Consider the following 22,131-nt stretch of genomic DNA (forward strand, 5'->3'; position numbering starts at 1 on the left):
ATTGTATTATTGATAAAAATCTGGAATTTACGGCAATCAGCCGCCAAAAGTTCATGAAAGCCGCTTAATTCGTGGCCTGAAGGGATACACTTTTGACTGGATTTTCGGCAAATCGCATTCAAATTATAAGGTAGAATGGCGGGTTGATGCGTTGCCGGCGCCGAATGAAGCTGCCGCCGCGTCGGAACTGATCGCGCAGCGCCCCCCGGGCGGGCGCGCCGATACTCCCTATAACGGCTTATGCGCACTGTAGAGGCGCCACAGGATACTCATGTTTGGTTTTTTACGCAGGTATATTTCCACCGATCTGGCCATTGACTTGGGCACGGCCAACACCCTGATTTATGTACGCGGCCAGGGCATCGTCCTGGACGAACCATCGGTCGTCGCCATCCGCCAGGAAGGTGGCCCGAACGGCAAGAAAACCATCCAGGCTGTCGGTAAGGAAGCCAAGCAGATGCTGGGTAAAGTGCCGGGCAACATCGAGGCGATCCGCCCGATGAAGGATGGCGTGATCGCCGACTTCACCGTCACCGAACAGATGCTCAAGCAGTTCATCCGCATGGTGCACGACTCCAAGTTCTTCCGGCCATCGCCGCGCATCATCATCTGCGTGCCGTGCGGCTCGACCCAGGTGGAACGCCGCGCGATCCGCGAATCGGCGCTGGGCGCCGGCGCCTCGCAGGTGTACCTGATCGAGGAACCGATGGCAGCGGCCATCGGCGCCGGCCTGCCCGTGTCCGACGCCACCGGCTCGATGGTGGTCGACATCGGCGGCGGCACCACGGAAGTGGGCATCATCTCGCTGGGCGGCATGGTGTACAAGGGTTCCGTGCGCGTGGGCGGCGACAAGTTCGATGAAGCCATCGTCAACTACATCCGCCGCAACTACGGCATGCTGATCGGCGAACAGACGGCTGAAGCCATCAAGAAGGCCATCGGTTCGGCCTTCCCCGGCTCGGAAGTGAAGGAAATGGAAGTCAAGGGCCGCAACCTGTCTGAAGGCATCCCGCGTTCGTTCACCATCTCGTCCAACGAGATCCTGGAAGCGCTGACCGACCCGCTCAACAACATCGTCTCGGCCGTCAAGAACGCGCTGGAACAGACCCCGCCGGAACTGGGCGCCGACATCGCCGAAAAAGGCATGATGCTGACCGGCGGCGGCGCGCTGCTGCGCGACCTGGACCGCCTGCTGATGGAAGAGACGGGCCTGCCCGTGCTGGTGGCCGAAGATCCGCTCACCTGCGTGGTGCGCGGTTCCGGCATGGCGCTGGAGCGGATGGACCAACTGGGCTCGATCTTCTCCTACGAATGATGACCCCGGCCCGGCGCCGCCGGTGGCGCCGGGCTGATGAAAGAGCATAGGCCGTTAGTTGGTTGGCGCGCGAGCGCCGGATAATTGGAAGTCATGGAATACAGTCCTCCGCCACTATTCAAACAAGGCGCCCCGGCCCGCGTCAAGATGACGGTGTTCGCGTGCATTTCGATCGCGCTGCTGCTGGTCGATTCGCGCATGCATACCCTGGCCACGGTGCGCCAGGTGGCCGGCACCGTGCTGTATCCGCTGCAAATGGCGGCCTTGCTGCCGCGCGACGCCATCTACGGCGTGGGCGATTATTTCTCCACCTTGTCGTCGCTGGAAAAGCAGGTGCGCGAACTCAAACGCCAGCAGATCGCCAGCGCCCAGGCCTTGCAGCAGGCCCAGTTCCAGTCCGCCGAGAACACCCAGTTGCGCAAGTTGATGGATGCGCGCCAGCGCCTGCCCGTCAAGTCCATGCTGGCCGAGGTGCTGTACGATGCGCGCGACCCCAATAGCCGCAAGATCGTGCTGGACCGGGGCACCCAGCAAGGCGTCTCGCTCGGCCTGCCCGTGATCGACAACATGGGTGTGGTTGGCCAGGTCACGCGCGTGTTCCCGTTCACCGCCGAGGTCACGCTGCTGACCGACAAGGAACAAGCGATCCCCGTTGAACTGCTGCGCACCGGCTTGCGCAGCGTGGCCTATGGCCGCGGCAAGTCCGGCATGCTGGAACTGCGCTTCACTGCGCCCAACGCCGATATCCAGGTCAACGATGTGGTGGTCACATCCGGCCTCGACGGTGTGTACCCGGCCGGCCTGGCCGTGGCCCGCGTGACGCAGGTGGAAAACAGCGCCGGCGGTTCGTTCGGCGGCGTCGTCTGCCAGCCGCTGGCCGGCATTTCCAACCATACCCAGTTGCTGATCCTGATGACGCCACCGGACATGCCGCCCCGGCCACCGGAGGAGGAAGTGCGTCAGCCGAAGAAACACGTGGGCAAGATGGGGCCCGTCAAGGAGACGGGCGCGATCGTGGGGGCAACGCCGGGCGCCACCCCGGCGGGCGCCGCACCAGCGACCATCCCTGGTGCCGCCGTGCCGGCCGCGACCAAGCCCGCCGCGCCGGCCGCGACCAAGGCCGCAGCACCCGCCGCCACGCCGGCCGCCGCGCCAGCCCAGCCCAAACCGAAGGAGGCCGCGCAGTGAGCCGTCCCCACTATATCCTGCTGCCCGTCAGCCCGCTGTTCATCGCGTTCAGCCTGTTCTGCGCCTTCCTGCTCAACCTTCTGCCCTGGGGGAATTTCATCGGCACGCCCGACTTCGTGGCGCTGGTGCTGGTGTTCTGGGGTGTGCATCAGCCGCGCAAGGTGGGCATCGGCACCGCCTTCTTCCTCGGCCTGCTGATGGATGTGCACGATTCCACGCTGCTGGGCGAGAATGCGCTGGCCTACACGCTGCTGTCCTATTTCGCCATCATGCTTCACCGGCGCGTGCTGTGGTTCCCGCTGATGACGCAGGCCATGCACGTGTTCCCGCTGCTGCTGATGGCGCAGTCGGTGCAACTGGGCATACGCTTCATGGTGTCCGGTAAATTCCCCGGCTGGTTCTATTTCCTGGAAAGCGCGGTGGCCGTCGCCCTGTGGCCGCTGGCCACATGGCTGCTGCTGGCGCCCCAGCGGCGCGCCGTCGACCGCGATCACACGCGGCCGATCTGATTCCCCACTTGACGCACCTGATTTACCCGCATGACTGAACTGAAGAACACGGAACGCGAACTACACCTGTTCCGCCTGCGCCTGACGGCACTGGGCTTGCTGGTGTTCGTCTGCTTTGGCCTGCTGCTGGCGCGCTTCATCTGGCTGCAGGTGGTCAAGCACAGCGACTACGCCGCGCAAGCCGAGGAGAACCGCATCGCCGTGGTGCCGATCGAGCCGAACCGCGGCCTGATCCTGGACCGCAACGGCGTGGTCCTGGCCCGCAACTACTCGGCCTACACGCTGGAGGTGACGCCGTCCAAGCTGCGCATGACGCTCGATGAGACCATCGACGAACTGGCCAAGCTGGTCCAGATCGAGGCCAAGGACCGCAAGCGCTTCAAGAAGCTGCTGGAGGAATCGAAGAACTTCGAGAGCGTGCCGCTGCGTTCCCGCCTGACGGACGAGGAAGTGGCGCGCTTTTCGGCCCAGCGTTTCCGCTTCCCCGGCGTGGAAATCCAGGCCCGTTTGTTCCGCCAGTATCCGCTCGGCGAGCTGGCCTCGCACGTGATCGGCTACATCGGCCGCATCAACCAGGCCGAGGCCAAGGCCATCGAGGACACGGACGACGCGGCCAACTACAACGGCACCGACCATATCGGCAAGGAAGGCCTGGAAAAGAGCTACGAGCGCCAGTTGCACGGCACCACCGGCTACGAGGAAGTGGAAGTGTCGGCCGGCGGGCGCGCCATCCGCACGCTGTCGCGCACCCCGGCCGCGCCCGGCAACAACCTGATCCTGTCGATCGACATCGAACTGCAGAAGGTGATCGAGGAAGCGTTCGGCGAATGGCGCGGCGCGCTGGTGGCGATCGAGCCGGAGACGGGCGACATCCTGGCCTACGTGTCGCGCCCCGGCTACGACCCCAACCTGTTCGTCGACGGCATCGATTCGCAAAGCTGGTCTGACCTCAATACCTCGCTCGACAAGCCGATGGTGAACCGTCCGCTGTCGGGCACCTATCCGCCCGGGTCCACCTTTAAGCCCTTCATGGCGCTGGCCGCGCTGGAGCTGGGCAAGCGCACGCCGGGCCAGACCATCTTCGACCCCGGTTCGTTTACGCTGGGCGGCCACAAGTTCCGCGACGATAAACCGGGCGGCCACGGCACGGTGGACATGTACAAGTCCATCGTCGAATCGTGCGACACCTACTACTACATGCTCGGCAACGACATGGGCATCGACGCCATCCACGACTTCATGAAGCCGTTCGGCTTCGGCGAGTTGACCGGCATCGACCTGGAACACGAGAAGGCCGGCATCCTGCCATCGAAGGAATGGAAGCGGGCTCGCTTCAAGAAAAATCCGGCCGCGCAGAAGTGGGTGGGCGGCGACACCATCTCGGTTTCAATCGGCAACGGCTTTAACAGCTACACGCCGCTGCAGATGGCCCACGCGATCGCCAACCTCGCCAACAACGGCGTGGTGATGAAGCCGCACCTGGTCAAGATCATCGAGGACGGCGTGACGCGCGCGCGCAAGCTGACCGTGCCCAAGGAGAGCTACCGCATCCCGCTCAAGCAGGAAAACATCGACATCATCAAGAACGCCATGGTGGGTGTGACGCTGGGCGGCACGGCGGCCAAGGCCTTCGCGGGCGCCGGCTACACCTCGGGCGGCAAGACCGGCACGGCGCAGCTGATCGCCATCAAGAAGAACGAGAAGTACAACGCCAACCTGATCGCCGAGCGCCTGCGCGACAACGCGTTGTACACGGCCTTCGCCCCGGCCGACAAGCCGCGCATCGCCATCGCCGTGGTGGTGGAGAACGGCGGCTTCGGCGCCGGCGTGGCCGCGCCCATCGTGCGCAAGGCGCTCGACTTCTACCTGCTGGGCAAGCGCCCGCAGGAGAAGGAGACCACCAAGGTGCCCAAGGAGGACGCCGAGCTGCGTTCCGTGGAAGACATCAAGGCCGAGCAGGGCGTGAGCGGCGAACCCAAGCCCGGCGCCGAAACGCCCGGCAATACCGAATAAGGAAGCCATCATGCCGATCAACGAAAGGCGCTCGCTGTGGCGCCGCATGCGCCCCTATTTCACCGTGTTCGACGGCCCGCTGGCCATCATCATCCTGATGCTGCTGTGCACCGGGCTGGTGACGCTGTACTCGGCCAGCATCGGCATCCCCGGCAAGGTCGAGGACCAGCTGCGCAACATCTTCATGGCCTTCCTCGTGATGTGGATGGTGGCCAATATCACGCCGCAGATGATGATGCGCATCGCCGTTCCCGCCTACGTGGTGGCGGTGGCGCTGCTGCTGGCGGTGGCGCTGTTCGGCACCGTCAAGCTGGGCGCGCGGCGCTGGCTGCACGTGGGCGTCGATATCCAGCCGTCCGAATTCATGAAGATCGCCATGCCGCTGATGCTGGCCTGGTTCTTCCAGCAGCGCGCCGGGCAGCTGCGCTGGCATTCCTACCTGATCGCGGCCATCCTGCTGGCCATCCCCGTGGGCCTGATCGCCAAGCAGCCCGACCTGGGCACGGCGCTGCTGGTGGTGGCGGCCGGCTTTTGCGTGATCTTCCTGGCGGGCCTGTCGTGGAAGGCGCTGGTGGCCCTGTTCGTGATGGGCGCGGCCAGCCTGCCCGTGATCTGGTCCGTGATGCACGACTACCAGCGCGAGCGCGTGATGACGCTGATCGATCCCACCTCCGACCCGTTGGGCAAGGGCTTCCACATCATCCAGTCCACCATCGCCGTCGGTTCCGGCGGCCTGACGGGCAAGGGCTGGACCCATGGCACCCAGGCCCACCTGGAGTTCATCCCCGAGCGCACCACGGACTTCATCTTCGCCGTGTTCTCGGAGGAGTTCGGGCTGACCGGTAACCTGATCCTGATGGTGCTCTACCTGCTGCTGATCGGGCGCGGCCTGATGATCGCGGCCAATGCGCCGAACTTCTTCACCCGCCTGCTGGCCGGCGCCATCACCATGATTTACTTCACCTACGCCTTCGTCAACATGGGCATGGTCAGTGGCATCCTGCCGGTGGTGGGCGTGCCGCTGCCGTTCATGAGCTACGGCGGCACGGCGCTGCTCACGCTGGGCCTGGGCGGCGGTATCCTGATGAGCATCCAGCGCCACCGCAAGCTGGTACAGACCTGATTTCTTCCTGAATCCTTCCTTCGCGGCGCAGCGTGGTCTGCGTCGCTAAAAAACCAGTGTGGCGCGGTCGCTTTGCTGTTTGAGCGATAATGCACGGTTGGCGGCGCATGCGCCGCCGGCCGGGCGGTCTGCCGCCCGGGTAAAAATAACAAGGATGGCAAGATGGTTATGTACAAAAACGGTTACTTGAAAGCGGCGGGCCTGGCGGCGATGCTGGCGCTGGCTGCCTGCGGCACGGTGCCGCAGCAAGGCACGCCGTCCGCCACTGTGCCCAAACCGGCGGGCGGCGTGGCCAAGACGCCGGGCCGCCCCGAGCCGGGTGTGCCGGCCCTGCCGCCGGCCGGCTCCGGCCGTGGCGGTTACTATCAGGACGACGGACCGGGCGACAATCCGCCGCCCAACCTGGCCGAGGTGCCGGATGCGGAAGTGCGCAACGATCCGCTGCTGCCGCGCTCCAACCGGCCCTACGTCGTCTTCGGCAAGACCTACACGCCGATCACGGACGATCAGCCCTACGTGCAGAAGGGGATCGGCAGCTGGTATGGCAAGAAGTTCCACGGCCAGCGCACCTCGTCGGGTGAGCTGTACGACATGTACAAGATGACGGCCGCCCATCCCACGCTCCCTATCCCGTCCTACGCACGGCTGACCAACCTGGCCACGGGCGCGCAGGTGATCGTCCGCATCAATGACCGGGGACCGTTCCACTCCAACCGCGCGATCGACGTGTCGTACACGGCCGCGTTGAAACTGGGCTTGCTGGGCAAGGGCAGCCATGAACTGCAGATCGAGCGCATCCTGCCGGCCGAGATCGACCGCATGCTGGCCGCGCGCGCGGCCGGCCAACCGGCCACCGCGCCGCTGGTGCTGTCGCCCAAGCCGGTGACGGCGGCGACCACGGGCACGACGGCGGCGGCGGGATCGCCGGAATTCGAAACCCTGGTGCAGGGGGCGGGCCAGACCGGCGCCACGGCCGGCGGCGCGAACAGCGCAGACAAGGGCGGCTTTTACCTGCAACTGGGCGCGTTCGCCCGCGCTGAAAATGCGGAAGCCGTGCGCAGCCGGCTGGCGCGCCTGATCGGCAACCTGGGATCGCTGGAAGTGGTGCAGGGCGGCACCGTGCACCGCCTGTTCAGCGGCCCGTTCGCCACCCGCCAGGCCGCATTGCAGGCCGCGCAAGCCTTGCCGGTGGCGCTGGCGTTGAAACCAATCGTCATTCAGCGCTGAGCGGCGGCGGCAACACCGGACGCTTTATTTGCAGCTGCGCGTTTCCGTGTTCGGGAAGCCGGACCGCAAGTCGTCGATGCGGGCCTTGATGTCGGTATCGATGTCGCGGAACTGGAAGACCAGCAGTTTGCCGCCGCTCATGCGCGGTGCGACGCGGGCGCTGTGCACGCCTTGCTTGACCAGCGCCGCCAGCTGGTTCTGGGCCGCGCCCTCGGTCTTGAACACACCCAGCGAAATGGCCCAGCGCATGGTTTGCGAATCGGACATCACGAAGTAATTGGTCACGCCCAGCGCGCGCAGTTCGCCCGCTTTCTTGTCGGCCGCTTCCTTGCTGCCTTGCGGCGGGATGAACACGATGTAGCTCGACGCTTCCGTGCCCGGCAAATTGCGGCGTGACTGGCGGTCGCCCAGGTCCAGCGGTTCCACCAGCTTTTCAAAGCGGCGCGCTTCGGCCAGCACGAAGTTGCCGACTTCGACGCAGGCCAGCGCTTGCGGCCCGGCCTTGGCCGCTGCCGACGCCGACGCGTTGGCGGATGCGGAGGCGGCGGCCGCCGCTTTCTCGGCCGGGATCACGGCCAGCTTGTCGGCGTTGAGCTGGTTCTTGAGTCGCGCCGGCTCGCGTTCATTGCCGCTGAAGTGGCCCAGGTAGCCCTGTCCATACGCGAACAGCGCACCGTTGACGGCCAGCAGGGACCAGAAGATAAATTTCAGCACGGGCTATCCAGGGTGGTTACGGGTTCGGCGCCGCACGCCGCGTGCAGGCCGGTCAGCACGATGTTGTCGACCACGCGGTACGGCACTTTCAGCATGGGCGCCACGAACGGCGCGGCGCCGCCCGAGATCAGGCACAGGCTGGCGCCATGCAGCGTGCACGCATGTTCGATGGCGCCGCTCTGGGCCGCCAGGCAGCCGCTGAGGATGGCGTCGTCCGTGTTGTCGGCAAATCCAGCGGGCAGCTTACCGTCTTGCGCGATCTGCGGCAACTGCGCCGTGTTGCGCGCCAGTGCGCTGGCCATCAGGCCCAGGCCGGGCAGGATCATCCCGCCCAGGAAGGCGCCGTCGGCCGTGACGGCGTCGATGGTGGTGGCCGTGCCGCAGGTGGCCACGATCACGTCACGGCCCGGCGCCAGCGCGTGCGCGCCGATGGCGGCGGCGAAACGGTCGCAGCCCAGCTGTGCCGGATTGCGGTAGCCGTTGCGTACCCCGGCCAGTTCCGGCAGCGACGCGAACCACGCCACCTCAGCCAGTCCGGCCGGCAGGATCTGTTCCAGCCGTGCGCGCAGCGCGGCGCCGGCCACGTTGGCCAGCAGCGCGCGGCTGACGCTGCGGTTGGCCAGCGCCCGCAGCCAGGCGGCTGGCAGTTGTTCCAGCTCCGCGTGCAGCACCGCGCCCGTGGCCAGCCAGGCGCCCAGCGGCGCATCGGCGGCGACCAGCGCCCATTTGACGCGGGTGTTGCCGGCGTCGATCAGCAGGATCATGCTTGCACCAGCCGCAGCGAGACGTCGCCCGACAGCACTTCGGTCCGCCCTTGGGCCGTGTCCAGCAGCAGGCGGCCGCTGTGGTCCACGCCAGCCGCGCGGCCCTGCTGCAGCACCTGGCCGCCATCCATGATGGTCACGTCCTGGCCCTGCCATGCGTGCAGCGCGTTCCAGCGTTCGCAGAACGGGGCGAAGCCGGTGTCGTCGAATTCGGCCAGCACGGCGGCCAGGCGGCTGAGCAGGGTGGCCATCAGTTCGTTGCGGTCCATTTGCGCCAGCCACGGGGCGCCCGCCACGTCGCGTCCGATTTGCGCTTCCAGTTCGTCCGGCATGATCAGGTTCAGGCCCACGCCGATCACGGCCCAGTAGCCGCCGTTGGCGTCCTGTTGGGCTTCGACCAGGATGCCGGCCAGTTTTTTCCCGTCGCGCAGCACGTCGTTGGGCCATTTGAGCTGGACCGGCACACCGAGCGAACCCAGTGTCTCGGCCAGCGCCACGCCCACGGCCAGCGGCAGGCCTGCCATGGTGTGCAAGCCGCCCTTGAATTGCCAGGCCAGCGAGAACGTCAGCGTGGCGCCGGGCGCGGACAGCCACGGGCGTCCGGCCCGGCCCCGTCCCGCCGTCTGGCGTTCGGCGATGCGCAGCACGGGGCCGCGCAACTGGCCCAGGCGCGCCATCAGGTCGGCGTTGGTGGAACCCGTCTCGGCCACCACTTCGATGGCGACATGGCTGGCGCTGGCGGCGCAGCGCTCCGTGATGGCAGGGGACGAGAGCAGGGACGATGCGGTGTGGTTCATGGCGTTACAGGACTTTGGCCGGCTGGCGCGGCTTGTGCGGCGCCTTGCTGAAGGCCAGATCGTACAGCGCGTTCGGCAGCAGGCGCAGCAGCTTGGCGACGATGCCCATCTGCCACGGGATCACGGCGTAGCTGCGGCCGGCCGCGATGGTGCGCACGGCGGCGGCGGCGAAGCGTTCCACCGGCATCAGGAATGGCATCGTGTAGGGATTGTGGCGCGTCATCGGCGTATCGATGTAGCCGGGGCAGATGGTCACCACGCGGATGCCGTAGGGCTTCAGTTCCAGCCGCAGCGATTCGCAGTAGCTGATCACGGCCGCCTTGGAGGCGCTGTACGCCTCCGCACCGGGCAGGCCGCGGATGCCGGCCACGCTGCCGATGCCCACCAGCCGCGCCGGCGTGGACTGCGCGCGCATGGTGGCGATGAAGGGGGCGAAGGTCGCGGCCGTGGCCACCACGTTGGTGGCGATGATGGCTTCAAACGCGGCCAGGTCTTCCGCGTGTTCGGTCAGGGTGCCGGCTGAGATGCCGGCGTTGGCGATCACCACGTCGCACCCGCCCGCGTGCGCGAGGAATGCTTGCGCGGCGGCGGCGATGGCGGCGTGGTCGCGCACGTCGGCCGCGTAGGCGCGGTGGCGTTCGGGATGGGGCAGGGTGGCGATCAGCTGGTCCAGCGCGTCCTTGCGGCGCGCCAGCAATCCCAGCGTGGCGCCGTCGGCGGCGTAGCGCGCGGCCAGCGCCGCGCCGATGCCGCTCGAGGCGCCGGTAATGAAGACGCGCTGCGGCGTCATGCTGCTAATGCGCGTGCGCCGGTCGCCGCCATCGTTATTTCTTTTCCGCTTTGGCCTTGGCCACCAGCGCATCCATCACCTGCAGCGCTTCCGCGTGCAGCTGGGTTTCCGAATTGGCGGACTTGCTGCCCGCGTCGGCCAGCGACGGCGAGGTGACGAATCGGCCGTCGATGGCCACCATCGGCCACGAGTCCACGTGGTAGGCTTCCATCAGCGCGTTGACGTGGCGGATGCGGCCGCCGATGCCGAACGAACGGTAGGCGTCCATGAACTTCTGGCGGTCGATGCCCTGCTTGGCCACGAAGTCGAACACCAGCTCGTCGCGGTTCAGGCGGTTGCGCGCCACATGCATCTCGTTGAAGATCTTGTTGTGCATCTGGTCGTTCATCAGGCCCATCGCGTCCAGCGTCAGGTACAGCTTCTGCTGCGGCGAAACGGCATCACCGCCCGACACGTGCACGCGCTTGAACACGATGTTGTCGCCCTGCTTTTTGATCCATGCTTCCAGCGATGGTTCGAAGGCGTAGCAATGGGGGCAGTAGTAGGCGAAGAACTCCAGCACTTCCACCTTCTTGCCGGTGTCGGTCGGCTGCGGCGTGGTCAGCACCTGGTACTCCACACCGGCCTTGGGATCGGCAGGCGAAGCGGCGGCAGTCACGGCGAAGGCGCTCAAGGTCAGCGCACCCAAAATCAGCTTCAGAAATCGCATTGCACCTCCTGTGGTTTATTTTTGATTGCGCACGACGGCCACGTCGACGCCATTTTCGGACAATTTGCTGCGTACCCGGTTCATCGCCTCGACCTGGGTGTAAGGGCCCAGGCGCACGCGGTGCAGCACGCCGGTGTCGGTGCTGCGGTCGGACACGTTGGCTTCAAAGCCGAGCAGGGCCAGCTTGGCGCGCGCGCTCTCGGCGTCGGCCAGCTCGCGGAACGCGCCCGCTTGCAGGTAGTAGATGTACTTGTCTTCGCCGGCGGCGGCAGCGGCGGGGGCCGTCGGCGCAGTGGCTGCCGCGGGCAGGGCGGGTTTGCTCTTGTCGACCACGGCGGGTGCGGCAGGCGCCGGCGCCGGTGCGGCAGCTGGCGCACGGGGCACCGGTGCCGGTGCAGCATCGCTGGCGGCCTGGATTTTGTCGACGGCCTGTTGCAGCGGATCGGCCGCCGGCGGTTTCGGCTCGCGCGCGAAGTCCTTGGCCGCCTCGCGGGCCGCGTCCTTGTTGCCGTACATCGGCTTGTTCGGATCGGCCACCTGGCCGGCCGTCGGCTCGGCCGCCTTGCCGGTCTTGCCCTTGTCGGTGAACGGCGTGGCGCCCTTGGTGATCATCAGGGCGACCACGACGGCGATCGCCAGGCCGACCACCAGGCCGCTGATAAAGCCGATCAGGAAATTGCCTTGCTGGCGCTGACGCGGGATAAAACCGGAGCGGTGATTCATTGTGCGCAATATCCTTCGCAATTACATTTTGTCGGGAGCCGAGACGCCGATCAGCGCCAGGCCGTTGCGCAGCACCTGGCGGGTGGCCACCATCAGCGCCAGGCGCGCCAGCTTGAGGGCCTCGTCGTCCACCAGCACGCGCTCGGCGAAGTAGAAGCTGTGCAGGTTGGCGGCCAGGTCGCGCAGGTAGAACGCGATCTGGTGCGGGCCCAGTTCGGCCTGGGCGCGCGCCAGCACCTCGGGGTAGGCCGCCAGCGTGGCCAGCAGGGCCGCCTCCGATGGCGCCGTCAGCGGCGCAAGGTCGACGCCGGCCAACGCGGCCTCGTCGCCGGTCCACTGCTCCAGCATGCGGCAGATGCGCGCGTGGGCGTACTGCACGTAATACACGGGATTCTCGTCCGAGGTCTTGAGCGCTACGTCCACATCGAACACGAACTCGGTGTCGGCCTTGCGCGAGATCAGGAAGAAGCGAACGGCGTCACGGCCCTTGCCGATGTCGCCGCCGCCCGACCATTCGATCAGGTCGCGCACGGTCACGTAGGAACCGGCGCGCTTGGAGATCTTCACTTCCTCGCCGCCCTTCATCACGGTGACCATCTTGTGCAGCACGTAGTCGGGGTAGCCCTGCGGGATGCCCATGCCGACCGCCTGCAGGCCGGCGCGCACGCGCGCGATGGTGCCGTGGTGGTCCGAACCCTGGACGTTGATGGCCTGGGTGAAGCCGCGCTGGAACTTGACGATGTGGTAGGCCACGTCCGGCACGAAGTAGGTGTAGGTGCCGTCGGACTTGCGCATCACGCGGTCCTTGTCGTCGCCGTACTCGGTGGTGCGCAGCCACAGCGCGCCTTCCTGCTCATAGGTTTTGCCGGACTTGACCAGCGATTCCACGGCGGCGTTCACCTTGCCGTCCTTGTAGAGCGACGATTCGAGGTAGTAGTTGTCGAACTTGACGCCGAAGGCCTGCAGGTCGATGTCCTGCTCGTTGCGCAGGTAGGTCACGGCGAAGGCGCGGATCGATTCGATGTCGTTGACGTCGCCCGAGCCGGTGACGGGCGCGCCGTCCGAGGCCGACACCGTTTTCTTGGCCAGGAAGTCGTTGGCGATGTCCTGGATGTAGTCGCCGTTGTAGGCCGATTCCGGCCATTCGGCGTCGCCGGGCTTGAAGCCGCGCGCGCGCGCCTGCACCGAGGTGGCCAGGGTCTGGATCTGCACGCCGGCGTCGTTGTAATAGAACTCGCGGGTGACCTGGTAGCCCTGCGAGATGAACAGCGACGACAGTGCGTCGCCCAGCGCCGCCTGGCGGCCGTGGCCCACGTGCAGCGGGCCGGTCGGGTTGGCCGAGACGAATTCGATGATCACATGCTTGCCGGTGCCGGCCGCGCTCATGCCATAGTTGGCGCCCTGCTCGATCACGGTCTTGACCACGGCCTGCTTGGAGGCGGCCGTCACGCGCAGATTGATGAAGCCGGGGCCGGCGATGTCGGCCGATTCCACCAGGCCCTTGCCGGCCGGGTTCTCCAGCAGCGCGGCGACCACCTTGGTGGCCAGTTCGCGCGGGTTCATCTTGAGCTGTTTGGCCAGCTGCATGGCGACGTTGCAGGCGACGTCACCGTGCGACGGGTCGCGCGGGCGCTCCAGTACCACGTTGGCGGCGATGCCGGTACCGTCGAGCAGGGGAGCGAGGGCGGCCTGGAACAGGGCGGTGAGGTCTTGTTTTTGTTGGGCGAGCATGTGCGAAATGGCGGCTTGGCCGCGCTAAAAAAACGTCCGTAAGCGAAAACGGCCGGCGCACGGGCACCGGCCAAACAGCGGTAATTATACTGGTTTGCCGCTGCCGGGTCACCGCGCGGACGGGGCGCCGGCCGGTGCCGGGCCTGCGGAGCGGGGCCCGGAGCCGCGGCCTGCTACTATCGGTAAAAACATCGGTGCAAACCCGCCGCCAGGGCCGCGCGCATGGCCCATCTTGCGGGCACTGCTGTATACTGCGCGATCGCGGCTGCCGGCCCGCCCTGGATCGCGCGCGGAACCCACCTGGAATTAGCATATGAACAAGCGTCCGACGCTCACCCTGAAGTCCTCCGCCCCGGCGGCGCCCAAGCTGCGGGCCAGCCACGCGCGCGCCCTGAAACCGGCCCTGCAGACCGGTTTCCAGACCGCGCTCAAGCCCGACGCGCTGGCCTTCAGCCTGCTGGGCGCGGCCCACGCGGTGGCCCAGGTGCGCACCGGCACCGCCTTGCCGCAGGCGCTGGCCACCGTGTTCGCCAAACAGGACGCGCCGCCGCAGGCGCGCGGCGCCATGCAGGACATCGCCTACCGCTGCATGCGCCAGCTGGGCCAGAGCGAGACCCTGATCGGCCTGATGGCGCCCAAGGCGCCCGAGCCGCTGGTGGCGGCCCTGCTGGCCTGCGCGCTGGCCCTGCTGACGGCGCCCGACGCCGTGGCCCCCTACGAACCGTTCACCGTGGTCGACCAGACCGTGACGGCGGCCGACGCCCATCCCGATACGGCGCGCGCCAAAGGCATGGTCAACGCCGTGTTGCGCCGCTTCCTGCGCGAGCGCCAGGCCCTGCTGGACACGGCCCGGCTGCAGCCGCTGGCCAGGTGGAATTACCCGCAATGGTGGCTGGACGCCGTCAAGACGGCCTGGCCGCAGCAATGGCAGGCCATCCTGGCGGCCGGCGACACGGCGCCGCCGCTGACCTTGCGCGTGAACGCCCGCAAGGCCACGGTGGCCCAGTACCTGGCCACGCTGGAGGCGGCCGGCATGGCCGCCAGCCAGATCGGCCCCTACGCCGTGCGGCTGGCCAAGCCGGTGGCCGTGGCCCAGATCCCCGGCTTCGCCGAGGGCGTGGTGTCGGTGCAGGACGCCGGCGCCCAGCTGGCCGCGCCGCTGCTGGACGTGGCCGACGGCATGCGCGTGCTGGACGCCTGCGCCGCGCCCGGCGGCAAGACTTGCCACGTCCTGGAACTGGCCGCCGCCGAGCTGACGGCGCTGGACGCCGACCCCAAGCGCCTGGCGCGCGTGGGCGAGAACCTGGAGCGGCTCGGATTGAAGGCGACGCTGCAGGCGGCCGAGGCCCAGTCGGCCGGCTGGTGGGATGGCCGCCCGTTCGACCGCATCCTGGCCGACGTGCCGTGCACGGCCTCCGGCATCGTGCGCCGCCACCCCGATATCCGCTGGCTGCGGCGCAAGGGCGACACGCTCCAACTTGCAACACTTTCGGCCAAAATCCTCGACAACCTTTGGCAGATGCTTGCACCGGGTGGTAAATTGCTGTTCGTGACATGCTCCTTGTGGCCGCAGGAATCGGAGGCGCAAGCGGCCGCATTCGCCGTCCGTCACGGGGCGACGCGGCTGGACGCGCCCGGTCAGCTGCTGCCGGTGGGTGGCCCGGAGCACGATCACGATGGATTGTTTTACGCGCTGTTCCAGAAAAATGCGTGACCGTTTTGCCCGCCATTTTCCGACGGATCTACTGAGCACCGGCCCACTCGTGACACGACGCATCCTTCGACTCATCGCCTGGCAATTGCTGCTGATGGTGGCCTGCGTGCTGGCCCCGGCGGCGCGGGCGGCCGAGGGGGTGGAGATCAAGCGCGCCTACATCGAGGCCGCCGACGAGGGCTACCGGCTGGCCGCCAATTATTCCTTTGATCTCAACCACGGCCTGGAAGACGCCATCCAGCATGGCGTGCAGCTGTACTTCACCACCGAGATCGAATTCACGCGGCCGCGCTGGTACTGGTTCGACGAGAAGGCCATCGTGGCCCACCAGACGGCCCGCATCTCCTACAACGTGCTCACGCGCCAGTACCACGTGTCCGTGATCGGCAGCGTGCAGCAGAGCTTCTCCTCGCTGGAGGATGCGCTGTTCCTGATCCGCCGGCCCAGCCGCTGGGTGGTGGCGCCGCGCGGCGCGCTCAAGGTGGGCGAGACCTACAACGTGACGCTGCGCATGGGCATGGACCGCGACTACCTGCCCAAGCCGATCCAGGTCAACGCCTTCAACAACAGTGAATGGCGCCTGGCGTCAGACAAGAAAACCTTCCAGTACAGGGCGGAGTAAGTGACCAAGGCCCTGCGGTATCTGTTCGTCGTTGGCGGCGCCATCGTCAGTATCCTGTTGTTCCTGCTGGCCACCGCCTCCGACAATTCCGGCTTCTTCGACCGCTATTATTCCTGGCTGCTGGGCCTGAACGCGGCCATGGCCGTTGCGCTGCTGGTGCTGGTGGCCGTGTCGCTGTTCCGGCTGTACGCGCGCTTCAAGAGCGGCAAGTTCGGCTCGCGCCTGATGACGCGGCTGGTGCTGCTGTTCGCCGCCATCGGCGTGTTGCCGGGGCTGGTGATCTTCCTCGTCTCGGTGCAGTTCGTGTCGCACTCGATCGAATCGTGGTTCAACGTGCACGTGGAAGAGGCGCTGGAGTCGGGCATCAACCTGGGCCGGGCCGGGCTGGACACGGTACTGGCCGAACTCGACAGCACGGCGCGCAAGACAGTGCAGCAACTGGCCGACAACCCCTACGGCAGCGAGCCGGCCATGCTGGCGCGCCTGGTCAAGCTGCAGCCGGGCATGCAGAACGCCATCATCGTCGACGCCGAGGGCGGCCTGATCGTCAGCGCCCGCGCCAACAACAGCGGCAATCTGAGCGCCGACCTGCCTACCACCGAGATGATGGAGAAGGCCAAGACGGACGCCTCGTACGGCGCGGCCGAGGGCGGCAGCGAGCTGCGCAGCGACATGATCACGGCCCCGCGCGAACTGCCCGAAGCCAGCAGCAAGCTGCGCCTGCGCGTGCTGATGGCCATCCCCGACCATGTGCAGCCGAACGGCACCCACCTGGCGCCGCGCTTTCTGCAGCTGATCCAGCTGGCGCCGGCCCAGCTGGCCAGCAACGGCGAAACCATCCGCAGCGCCTACAGCGAGTACAAGGAGCGCTTCGTGGCCCGCGTCGGCCTGCGCAAGATGTACATCGAAACGCTGACGCTGACCCTGCTGCTGGCCGTGTTCGGCGCCATCGCCAGCGCCTTCCTGATCGCCAGCGACCTGGCCCAGCCGCTGCTGCTCTTGGCCGAGGGCACGCGCGCCGTGGCCGAGGGCGACTTGTCGCCGCGCCCCATCGTGGCCACCTCCGACGAGCTGGGCACGCTGACCCAGTCGTTCAACACCATGACGCGCCAGCTGTCGGAGGCGCGCAGCGCCGTCGAGCGCAACCGCGCTGCGCTGCAGAACGCCAAGGCCCACCTGGAATCGGTGCTGGCCAATATGTCGGCCGGGGTGGTGGTGCTCGACGGCGAATTCCACCTGGTCAGCTGCAACGACTCGGCCGAGCGCATCCTGCAGCAGCCGGGCCCGGCCCTGATCGGGCGCCGCCTGACGGACGTGGACGGCCTGCAGGAATTCGGCGCCGCCATCGTCAACGCCTTCGCGGCGCAAAACGCGCAGTCGGCCGCCGGCCGCAGCGCCGGCCGCCTGCACTGGCAGCGCCAGATCGAAGTGCCGCGCCGTCCCGGCGGCGGCGAGGACAGCGAACTGACGCTGCTCACGCGCGGCTCGCGCCTGCCGGTCGAGAGCGGCAGCGGCTACATCGTCGTATTCGACGATATTTCGGACGTGATCTCGGCCCAGCGCTCGGTGGCCTGGGGCGAGGTGGCGCGCCGCCTGGCGCACGAGATCAAGAACCCGCTCACGCCGATCCAGCTGTCGGCCGAGCGGCTGCAGATGAAACTGGAGGACAAGCTGGCCCCGCCCGAGGCGGAGCTGCTGAACCGGGGCACGACCACCATCGTGAACCAGGTGGCGGCCATGAAGCGCATGGTGGACGACTTCCGCGACTACGCCAAAACCCCGCCGGCCGTGCTGGAGCCGCTGGACCTGAACGCGCTGGTGGACGAGATCCTGCACCTGTACGTGAGCGGCGAGGGCGACGACATCATCCATCCCCAGCTGGCCCCCGGCCTGCCGCTGGTGATGGGCGACGCCACCCAGCTGCGCCAGGTGATCCACAACCTGCTGCAGAACGCCCAGGACGCCATGGCCGAGCAGCCCGGGGGCGGCGTGACGCCGCGGATTGACGTCGTCACGGAAGCCATTCATTATCAGGGCGCGGACGGCAGCACGCGCACGGCCGTGCGGCTGGCCATCACCGACAATGGCCCCGGTTTCGCGCCCAAGATCCTGGCCAGGGCGTTCGAACCGTACGTCACGTCCAAGGCGCGCGGCACCGGTCTGGGCCTGGCGATGGTGAAAAAAATTATCGACGAACATGGCGGCAGGATCGATATCCAGAACCATGTCGATAGAAGTGGTGCGTCCGTGCTGATTTTGCTGTTAAAGTTAGCGCCGGCGACGCAAAATACCTAACGTTGCAATGACCACAAAAATCATTGCCGAATAAAGCGGCGAAATGAGGAAGGGCAGGGATAGATGGCAAACATACTGGTAGTGGATGATGAAATGGGGATCCGTGAGTTGCTCTCGGAAATCCTCAGCGATGAAGGACATGCAATTCAGCTGGCCGAGAACGCGCAACAGGCGCGCGAGGCTCGCGCGGGCGGGGCGCCGGACCTGGTGCTGCTCGATATCTGGATGCCGGACACCGATGGCGTCACCCTGCTCAAGGAATGGCAGCGCGACGGCTTGCTGACCATGCCCGTGATCATGATGTCGGGCCATGCCACCATCGACACGGCCGTGGAAGCGACCCGCATCGGCGCCCTGAACTTCCTGGAAAAGCCGATCGCGCTGCAAAAGCTGCTCAAGGCCGTGCAGCAGGGGCTGACCCGGGCCCAGGAAACCGTGCGCGCGCCGACGCTGGCGGCCCGTCCCGCCCAGCAGGCCCAGGCTGAGGAAAGCGCCGGCGCCGGCTTTGGCGCCCAGGCCCCGCAGGCGGCCGCGGCCCGTCCCGGCGCCGCCGTGGCCGGCGGCGATAACCACCTGTTCAACCTGTCGTTCGACCTGCCGCTGCGCGAAGCGCGCGACGCGTTCGAGCGCATGTATTTCGAGCACCACCTGGGCCGCGAAGGCGGCAGCATGACGCGCGTGGCCGAGAAGACGGGCCTGGAGCGCACCCACCTGTACCGCAAGCTCAAGCAACTGGGCGTGGAACCGGGCAAGCTGGCCAAGAAAAACGCATGACGGCGCAGGGGCAGGCGGGCGGCCCCGCGCCGCGTGCCCCCGTTGCCACCTGGCTGGTCACGGGCGCCACGCCCGGCGCGCGCGAGGCCGCCATCGCCGCCCACCTGCAGCCGGGGCTGGCCACCACCGTCATCCTTGAGGGATTGTCGGATGGCAACTCCGCTCTGGCCGACCTGGCCAACCCGGCCAACCCGGCCCCCGGGCAGCCCGCGCCCCCGGCCTTGCAACTGTTGCGTATTGCCCCTGGCTGCCTGCATTGCAGCGGGAATCTCGTTTTGCGCGTAACATTGAACCGTGTGCTGCGCCATGCCCCCGCGCGGCTCTACATCAGCATGGCAACGGCCAGCCACCTCGACCAGCTGCGCGATTGGCTGTCCGAGGCGCCCTATGGTTCCTTGCTGGCATTGCAAGCCGACATCGCGGCCTGAGCGCCGCTTGCCTCCCGGGCCGTCCTGAGGTCCCTTGAAAACGTCCGCCGCCAGCCCCAAGTGGGTGCTGAAGGCGGATCGCCAGCGTTCCGCCCCTTAGCGTGAAGGATGCAAAATGAACCTCATCTACAATAGCGAGCAGTATAGTGTGGTCGAATTCGGCGCCGACCGGGATCTGGAAGCCCTGCGTTTCGGCGGCTATGAAATTGTTGACAAGGGCGGCAAGCGCGAAATCTTTATCGCCGGCGTCCTGGCCCAGTCGTTCCGGCGCGACGTCAACCAGTTGATCGCCGGGGAACCCACCATGGCCGAGATCGATGAATTCCTCGGCAATTACGATTCGCTCATGAGTCAACCCGTCCTGTTGCATTAAGCGCGTCCCGGACGGACGACGGGGGCGCGCGCCGGATTCCGGCGACGCCGCCTCCGGCGCATGGTATGGTTGGGGCTTTACGCCGCCTTCCCCTCACCGAACCATGTGCCAACTTCTCGCAATGAACTGCAATGTCCCGACGGACATCGTGTTCAGCTTCACCGGCTTCGCCATGCGCGGCGGCCACACCGATACCCACCACGACGGCTGGGGCATCGCCTTTTTCGAGGGCGCCGGCGTGCGCCATTTCGTCGACCACCAGGCTGCCGTCGCCTCGCCCGTGGCCGAGCTGATCAAACGCTACCCGATCAAATCCAAGAACGTCATCGCCCACATCCGCAAGGCCACCCAGGGCCAGGTGGCGCTGGAGAATTGCCACCCGTTCGTGCGCGAGCTGTGGGGCCGCTACTGGGTGTTCGCCCACAATGGCGACCTCAAGCAATTCGCGCCCGTACTCGATGGGGCCTATCGCCCGGTCGGCGACACCGACAGCGAGCGGGCCTTCTGCTACCTGTTGCAGCAATTGCGCGCCCGCTTCGGCGACACGCGCCCGCCGCTGGCCCAGCTACGGGCCGCCTTGACCGAGCTGGTGCGTGAGATCGCCACCCACGGCACCTTCAACATGTTGCTGTCGAGCGGCACGGAACTGTTCGCCCACTGTTCCACGGCCCTGTACTACCTGGTGCGGCAATACCCGTTCGACACGGCCAGCCTGTCCGACGAGGACGTGAGCGTGGACTTTTCCCAAGTGACCACGCCGAACGACCGGGTCGCCATCATCGTCACCCAGCCGCTGACGACCAATGAGCAATGGACGCCGTTCGCCCCGGGCGAGCTGAAACTATTTGTAGATGGCATGCCGCAAGTAGGGGATAGCATTGAATTAATATAAGAATCGTGCTTAAACGGACGGCAAAATATTAGCAATAGGGAATAAATGCAGTAAAGTAGAGATATTCTCCGTTTTCAACCGCGCGTAGTGGTGATAGGTGTCGCCTGTGCGCCACCGCCGCTGCCGCCCGACCAGAGCAGGCAATGATCGATTTATCCCGCAACGATACGAACCCGCAAGGCTTGCGCGTGCGCGAGTTTTATCTGGGCCGCCAACCGATACTGGACCGCCACCAGGCCCTGTTCGGCTACGAGCTGCTGTTCCGCAACGCTCCCGTGGGCCCGGCCCATGTCACCGACGACCTGTCGGCCACCGCGTCCGTCATCGCCCACGCGGCCCAGTTGGGCATGGAGCGGGTGGTGGGCGACGCGCTGGGCTTCGTGCATGCCGATGCCGACGTCATCATGAGCGACATCTTTTCCTTCTTGCCGCGCGAGAAAGTGGTGCTGGAAGTCACGGACGCCGTGACGCTCACGCCAGCCGTGCTGCAACGCATGACGGAACTGGTGGGGCAGGGCTTCAGCTTCGCGCTCGATAACGTGACGTCCGACACGGGCCACGTCCAGGCCCTGTTGCCGCTGGTGGAATACGTCAAGATGGACATGCGCAACCTGCCGCTGGCCGAACTGATGAAGCTTGCGCCGCGCTTCCGCCAGGACAACAAGAAGCTGGTGGCGGAAAAAGTGGAAACCCGCGACGAGTTCAAGAACTGCCTGGACCTGGGCTTTGATTATTTCCAGGGCTATTACTTCGCCAAGCCCGTCATCATGAGCGGCAAGAAGTTGTCGCCGTCGCAGCTGGCCGTGATGGAGCTGATGACGCTGGTGACCTCGGACGCCGACAACCTGGAGATCGAGCGCGCCATCAAGCGCGACGTGTCGCTGGCCCTGAACCTGCTGCGCCTGGTCAACACGCCGGCCGTGGGCGCGCGCCAGCGCATCGATTCCCTGAGCCAGGCCGTCACCATCCTGGGCCGGCGCCAGTTGCAGCGCTGGCTGCAGATCATGCTGTACGCGGAACCGAGCAAACGGGGCCACAGCATGACCCCGTTGCTGATGCTGGCCACCACGCGTGGCCGCCTGCTGGAACTGCTGGCCAGTAAGCTGCGCCCCAGCCATCGCCATGCGGCCGATATCGCTTTCACGGTGGGCATCATGTCGTTGATGGACACCTTGTTCGGCATCCCCATGGCCGACATCCTGCAGCAAATCCCCGTCAACGACGAAGTGGCCGAGGCGCTGATGTTCCGTGGCGGTTTCTTTGGCGACTTGCTCAAGCTGGCCGAATGCATCGAACGCATCGAAGAAATGGACGATCACATCATCCCCACGCTGCGCGACCTGGCCATGTCCACCGACGAACTGGTGGAACTGGAAATGGCCGCCTTCGAGTGGAGCGATAACGTGGTGCGCTACGCGCTGTAACGACGC

21 protein-coding genes are annotated in these 22,131 nt (G+C 66.5%); 14 read left to right on the top strand and 7 right to left on the bottom strand.

All coding sequences use genetic code 11. The annotated features are described in order from the left end of the window. Window positions 1-271 precede the first annotated feature (271 nt). The 6 genes from H3H37_RS03930 (at window position 272) to H3H37_RS03955 (ending at window position 7,375) form a co-directional block, all read left to right on the top strand. Complete coding sequence (locus H3H37_RS03930) at window positions 272-1,315, top strand: rod shape-determining protein (protein WP_008445008.1); 1,044 nt, start codon at window positions 272-274, stop codon at window positions 1,313-1,315. Between the two features lie 93 nt (window positions 1,316-1,408). Then, the gene (gene mreC / locus H3H37_RS03935) at window positions 1,409-2,503 is read left to right on the top strand and encodes a rod shape-determining protein MreC (RefSeq protein WP_182160350.1); all 1,095 of its coding nucleotides are present in this window, start codon (window positions 1,409-1,411) and stop codon (window positions 2,501-2,503) included. After that, window positions 2,500-3,012, top strand: coding sequence for a rod shape-determining protein MreD (gene mreD / locus H3H37_RS03940; protein WP_182160351.1), 513 nt, complete (start codon window positions 2,500-2,502; stop codon window positions 3,010-3,012). Before mreC ends, mreD begins: the two co-directional genes overlap by 4 nt. Window positions 3,013-3,042: 30 nt before the next feature. Next, window positions 3,043-5,025 (top strand): penicillin-binding protein 2, encoded by a 1,983-nt coding sequence (gene mrdA / locus H3H37_RS03945; protein WP_182160352.1) that lies wholly within the window; start codon window positions 3,043-3,045, stop codon window positions 5,023-5,025. Window positions 5,026-5,035: 10 nt separating this feature from the next. Continuing rightward, window positions 5,036-6,148 carry a rod shape-determining protein RodA gene (rodA, locus tag H3H37_RS03950; RefSeq protein ID WP_182160353.1) on the top strand — a complete coding sequence of 371 codons (1,113 nt, stop codon included), beginning with the start codon at window positions 5,036-5,038 and terminating at the stop codon, window positions 6,146-6,148. 162 nt (window positions 6,149-6,310) lie between these two features. Next, complete coding sequence (locus H3H37_RS03955) at window positions 6,311-7,375, top strand: septal ring lytic transglycosylase RlpA family protein (protein ID WP_182160354.1); 1,065 nt, start codon at window positions 6,311-6,313, stop codon at window positions 7,373-7,375. Window positions 7,376-7,399: 24 nt separating this feature from the next. On the opposite strand, the gene H3H37_RS03960 is transcribed toward H3H37_RS03955, so the two are convergent. The 7 genes from H3H37_RS03960 to argS are packed head-to-tail and all read right to left on the bottom strand — an operon-like array spanning window position 7,400 to window position 13,603. Further along, the gene (locus tag H3H37_RS03960; protein ID WP_182160355.1) at window positions 7,400-8,089 is read right to left on the bottom strand and encodes an SPOR domain-containing protein; all 690 of its coding nucleotides are present in this window, start codon (window positions 8,087-8,089) and stop codon (window positions 7,400-7,402) included. Beyond that, window positions 8,083-8,853, bottom strand: coding sequence for a type III pantothenate kinase (locus H3H37_RS03965; protein ID WP_182160356.1), 771 nt, complete (start codon window positions 8,851-8,853; stop codon window positions 8,083-8,085). Before H3H37_RS03965 ends, H3H37_RS03960 begins: the two co-directional genes overlap by 7 nt. Continuing rightward, complete coding sequence (locus tag H3H37_RS03970) at window positions 8,850-9,650, bottom strand: biotin--[acetyl-CoA-carboxylase] ligase (RefSeq protein WP_182160357.1); 801 nt, start codon at window positions 9,648-9,650, stop codon at window positions 8,850-8,852. The genes H3H37_RS03965 and H3H37_RS03970 overlap by 4 nt, the downstream gene beginning before the upstream one ends. 4 nt (window positions 9,651-9,654) lie before the next feature. Beyond that, window positions 9,655-10,440: an SDR family oxidoreductase gene (locus tag H3H37_RS03975; protein WP_182160358.1), complete on the bottom strand. Its 786-nt coding sequence runs from the start codon at window positions 10,438-10,440 to the stop codon at window positions 9,655-9,657. 34 nt (window positions 10,441-10,474) lie between these two features. Beyond that, complete coding sequence (locus H3H37_RS03980; RefSeq protein WP_182160359.1) at window positions 10,475-11,149, bottom strand: thiol:disulfide interchange protein DsbA/DsbL; 675 nt, start codon at window positions 11,147-11,149, stop codon at window positions 10,475-10,477. Window positions 11,150-11,164: 15 nt separating this feature from the next. Then, a complete protein-coding gene (locus H3H37_RS03985) occupies window positions 11,165-11,872 on the bottom strand; it encodes an SPOR domain-containing protein (RefSeq protein WP_182160360.1) in 708 nt (235 codons plus the stop codon). A gap of 21 nt (window positions 11,873-11,893) precedes the next feature. After that, window positions 11,894-13,603, bottom strand: a complete 1,710-nt coding sequence (gene argS, locus H3H37_RS03990; protein WP_182160361.1) for an arginine--tRNA ligase — start codon at window positions 13,601-13,603, stop codon at window positions 11,894-11,896. A gap of 313 nt (window positions 13,604-13,916) precedes the next feature. Between argS and rsmB the strand changes: the two genes are divergently transcribed. The 8 genes from rsmB to H3H37_RS04030 all read left to right on the top strand — a co-directional run bounded on the left by rsmB (window position 13,917) and on the right by H3H37_RS04030 (window position 22,125). Continuing rightward, a complete protein-coding gene (gene rsmB / locus H3H37_RS03995; protein WP_182160362.1) occupies window positions 13,917-15,317 on the top strand; it encodes a 16S rRNA (cytosine(967)-C(5))-methyltransferase RsmB in 1,401 nt (466 codons plus the stop codon). Continuing rightward, entirely contained in the window at window positions 15,310-15,939 is a 630-nt protein-coding gene (locus tag H3H37_RS04000) for a DUF4390 domain-containing protein (protein ID WP_182160363.1), read from the top strand. The genes rsmB and H3H37_RS04000 overlap by 8 nt, the downstream gene beginning before the upstream one ends. Beyond that, window positions 15,940-18,234, top strand: a complete 2,295-nt coding sequence (locus H3H37_RS04005; RefSeq protein ID WP_182160364.1) for a sensor histidine kinase — start codon at window positions 15,940-15,942, stop codon at window positions 18,232-18,234. It abuts the gene before it with no gap. Between the two features lie 63 nt (window positions 18,235-18,297). Beyond that, a complete protein-coding gene (locus H3H37_RS04010; RefSeq protein WP_182160365.1) occupies window positions 18,298-19,008 on the top strand; it encodes a response regulator in 711 nt (236 codons plus the stop codon). After that, window positions 19,005-19,436 carry a GTPase gene (locus tag H3H37_RS04015; RefSeq protein WP_182160366.1) on the top strand — a complete coding sequence of 144 codons (432 nt, stop codon included), beginning with the start codon at window positions 19,005-19,007 and terminating at the stop codon, window positions 19,434-19,436. Before H3H37_RS04010 ends, H3H37_RS04015 begins: the two co-directional genes overlap by 4 nt. Before the next feature lie 115 nt (window positions 19,437-19,551). Further along, complete coding sequence (locus H3H37_RS04020) at window positions 19,552-19,809, top strand: BTH_I0359 family protein (RefSeq protein WP_182160367.1); 258 nt, start codon at window positions 19,552-19,554, stop codon at window positions 19,807-19,809. 103 nt (window positions 19,810-19,912) lie between these two features. Beyond that, window positions 19,913-20,701: a class II glutamine amidotransferase gene (locus H3H37_RS04025; protein WP_182160368.1), complete on the top strand. Its 789-nt coding sequence runs from the start codon at window positions 19,913-19,915 to the stop codon at window positions 20,699-20,701. Window positions 20,702-20,844: 143 nt separating this feature from the next. Continuing rightward, window positions 20,845-22,125: an EAL and HDOD domain-containing protein gene (locus tag H3H37_RS04030; RefSeq protein ID WP_182160369.1), complete on the top strand. Its 1,281-nt coding sequence runs from the start codon at window positions 20,845-20,847 to the stop codon at window positions 22,123-22,125. Window positions 22,126-22,131 lie beyond the last annotated feature (6 nt).

The sequence above is a fragment of the Rugamonas brunnea genome (assembly GCF_014042345.1).
GTDB lineage: Bacteria > Pseudomonadota > Gammaproteobacteria > Burkholderiales > Burkholderiaceae_D > Rugamonas > Rugamonas brunnea.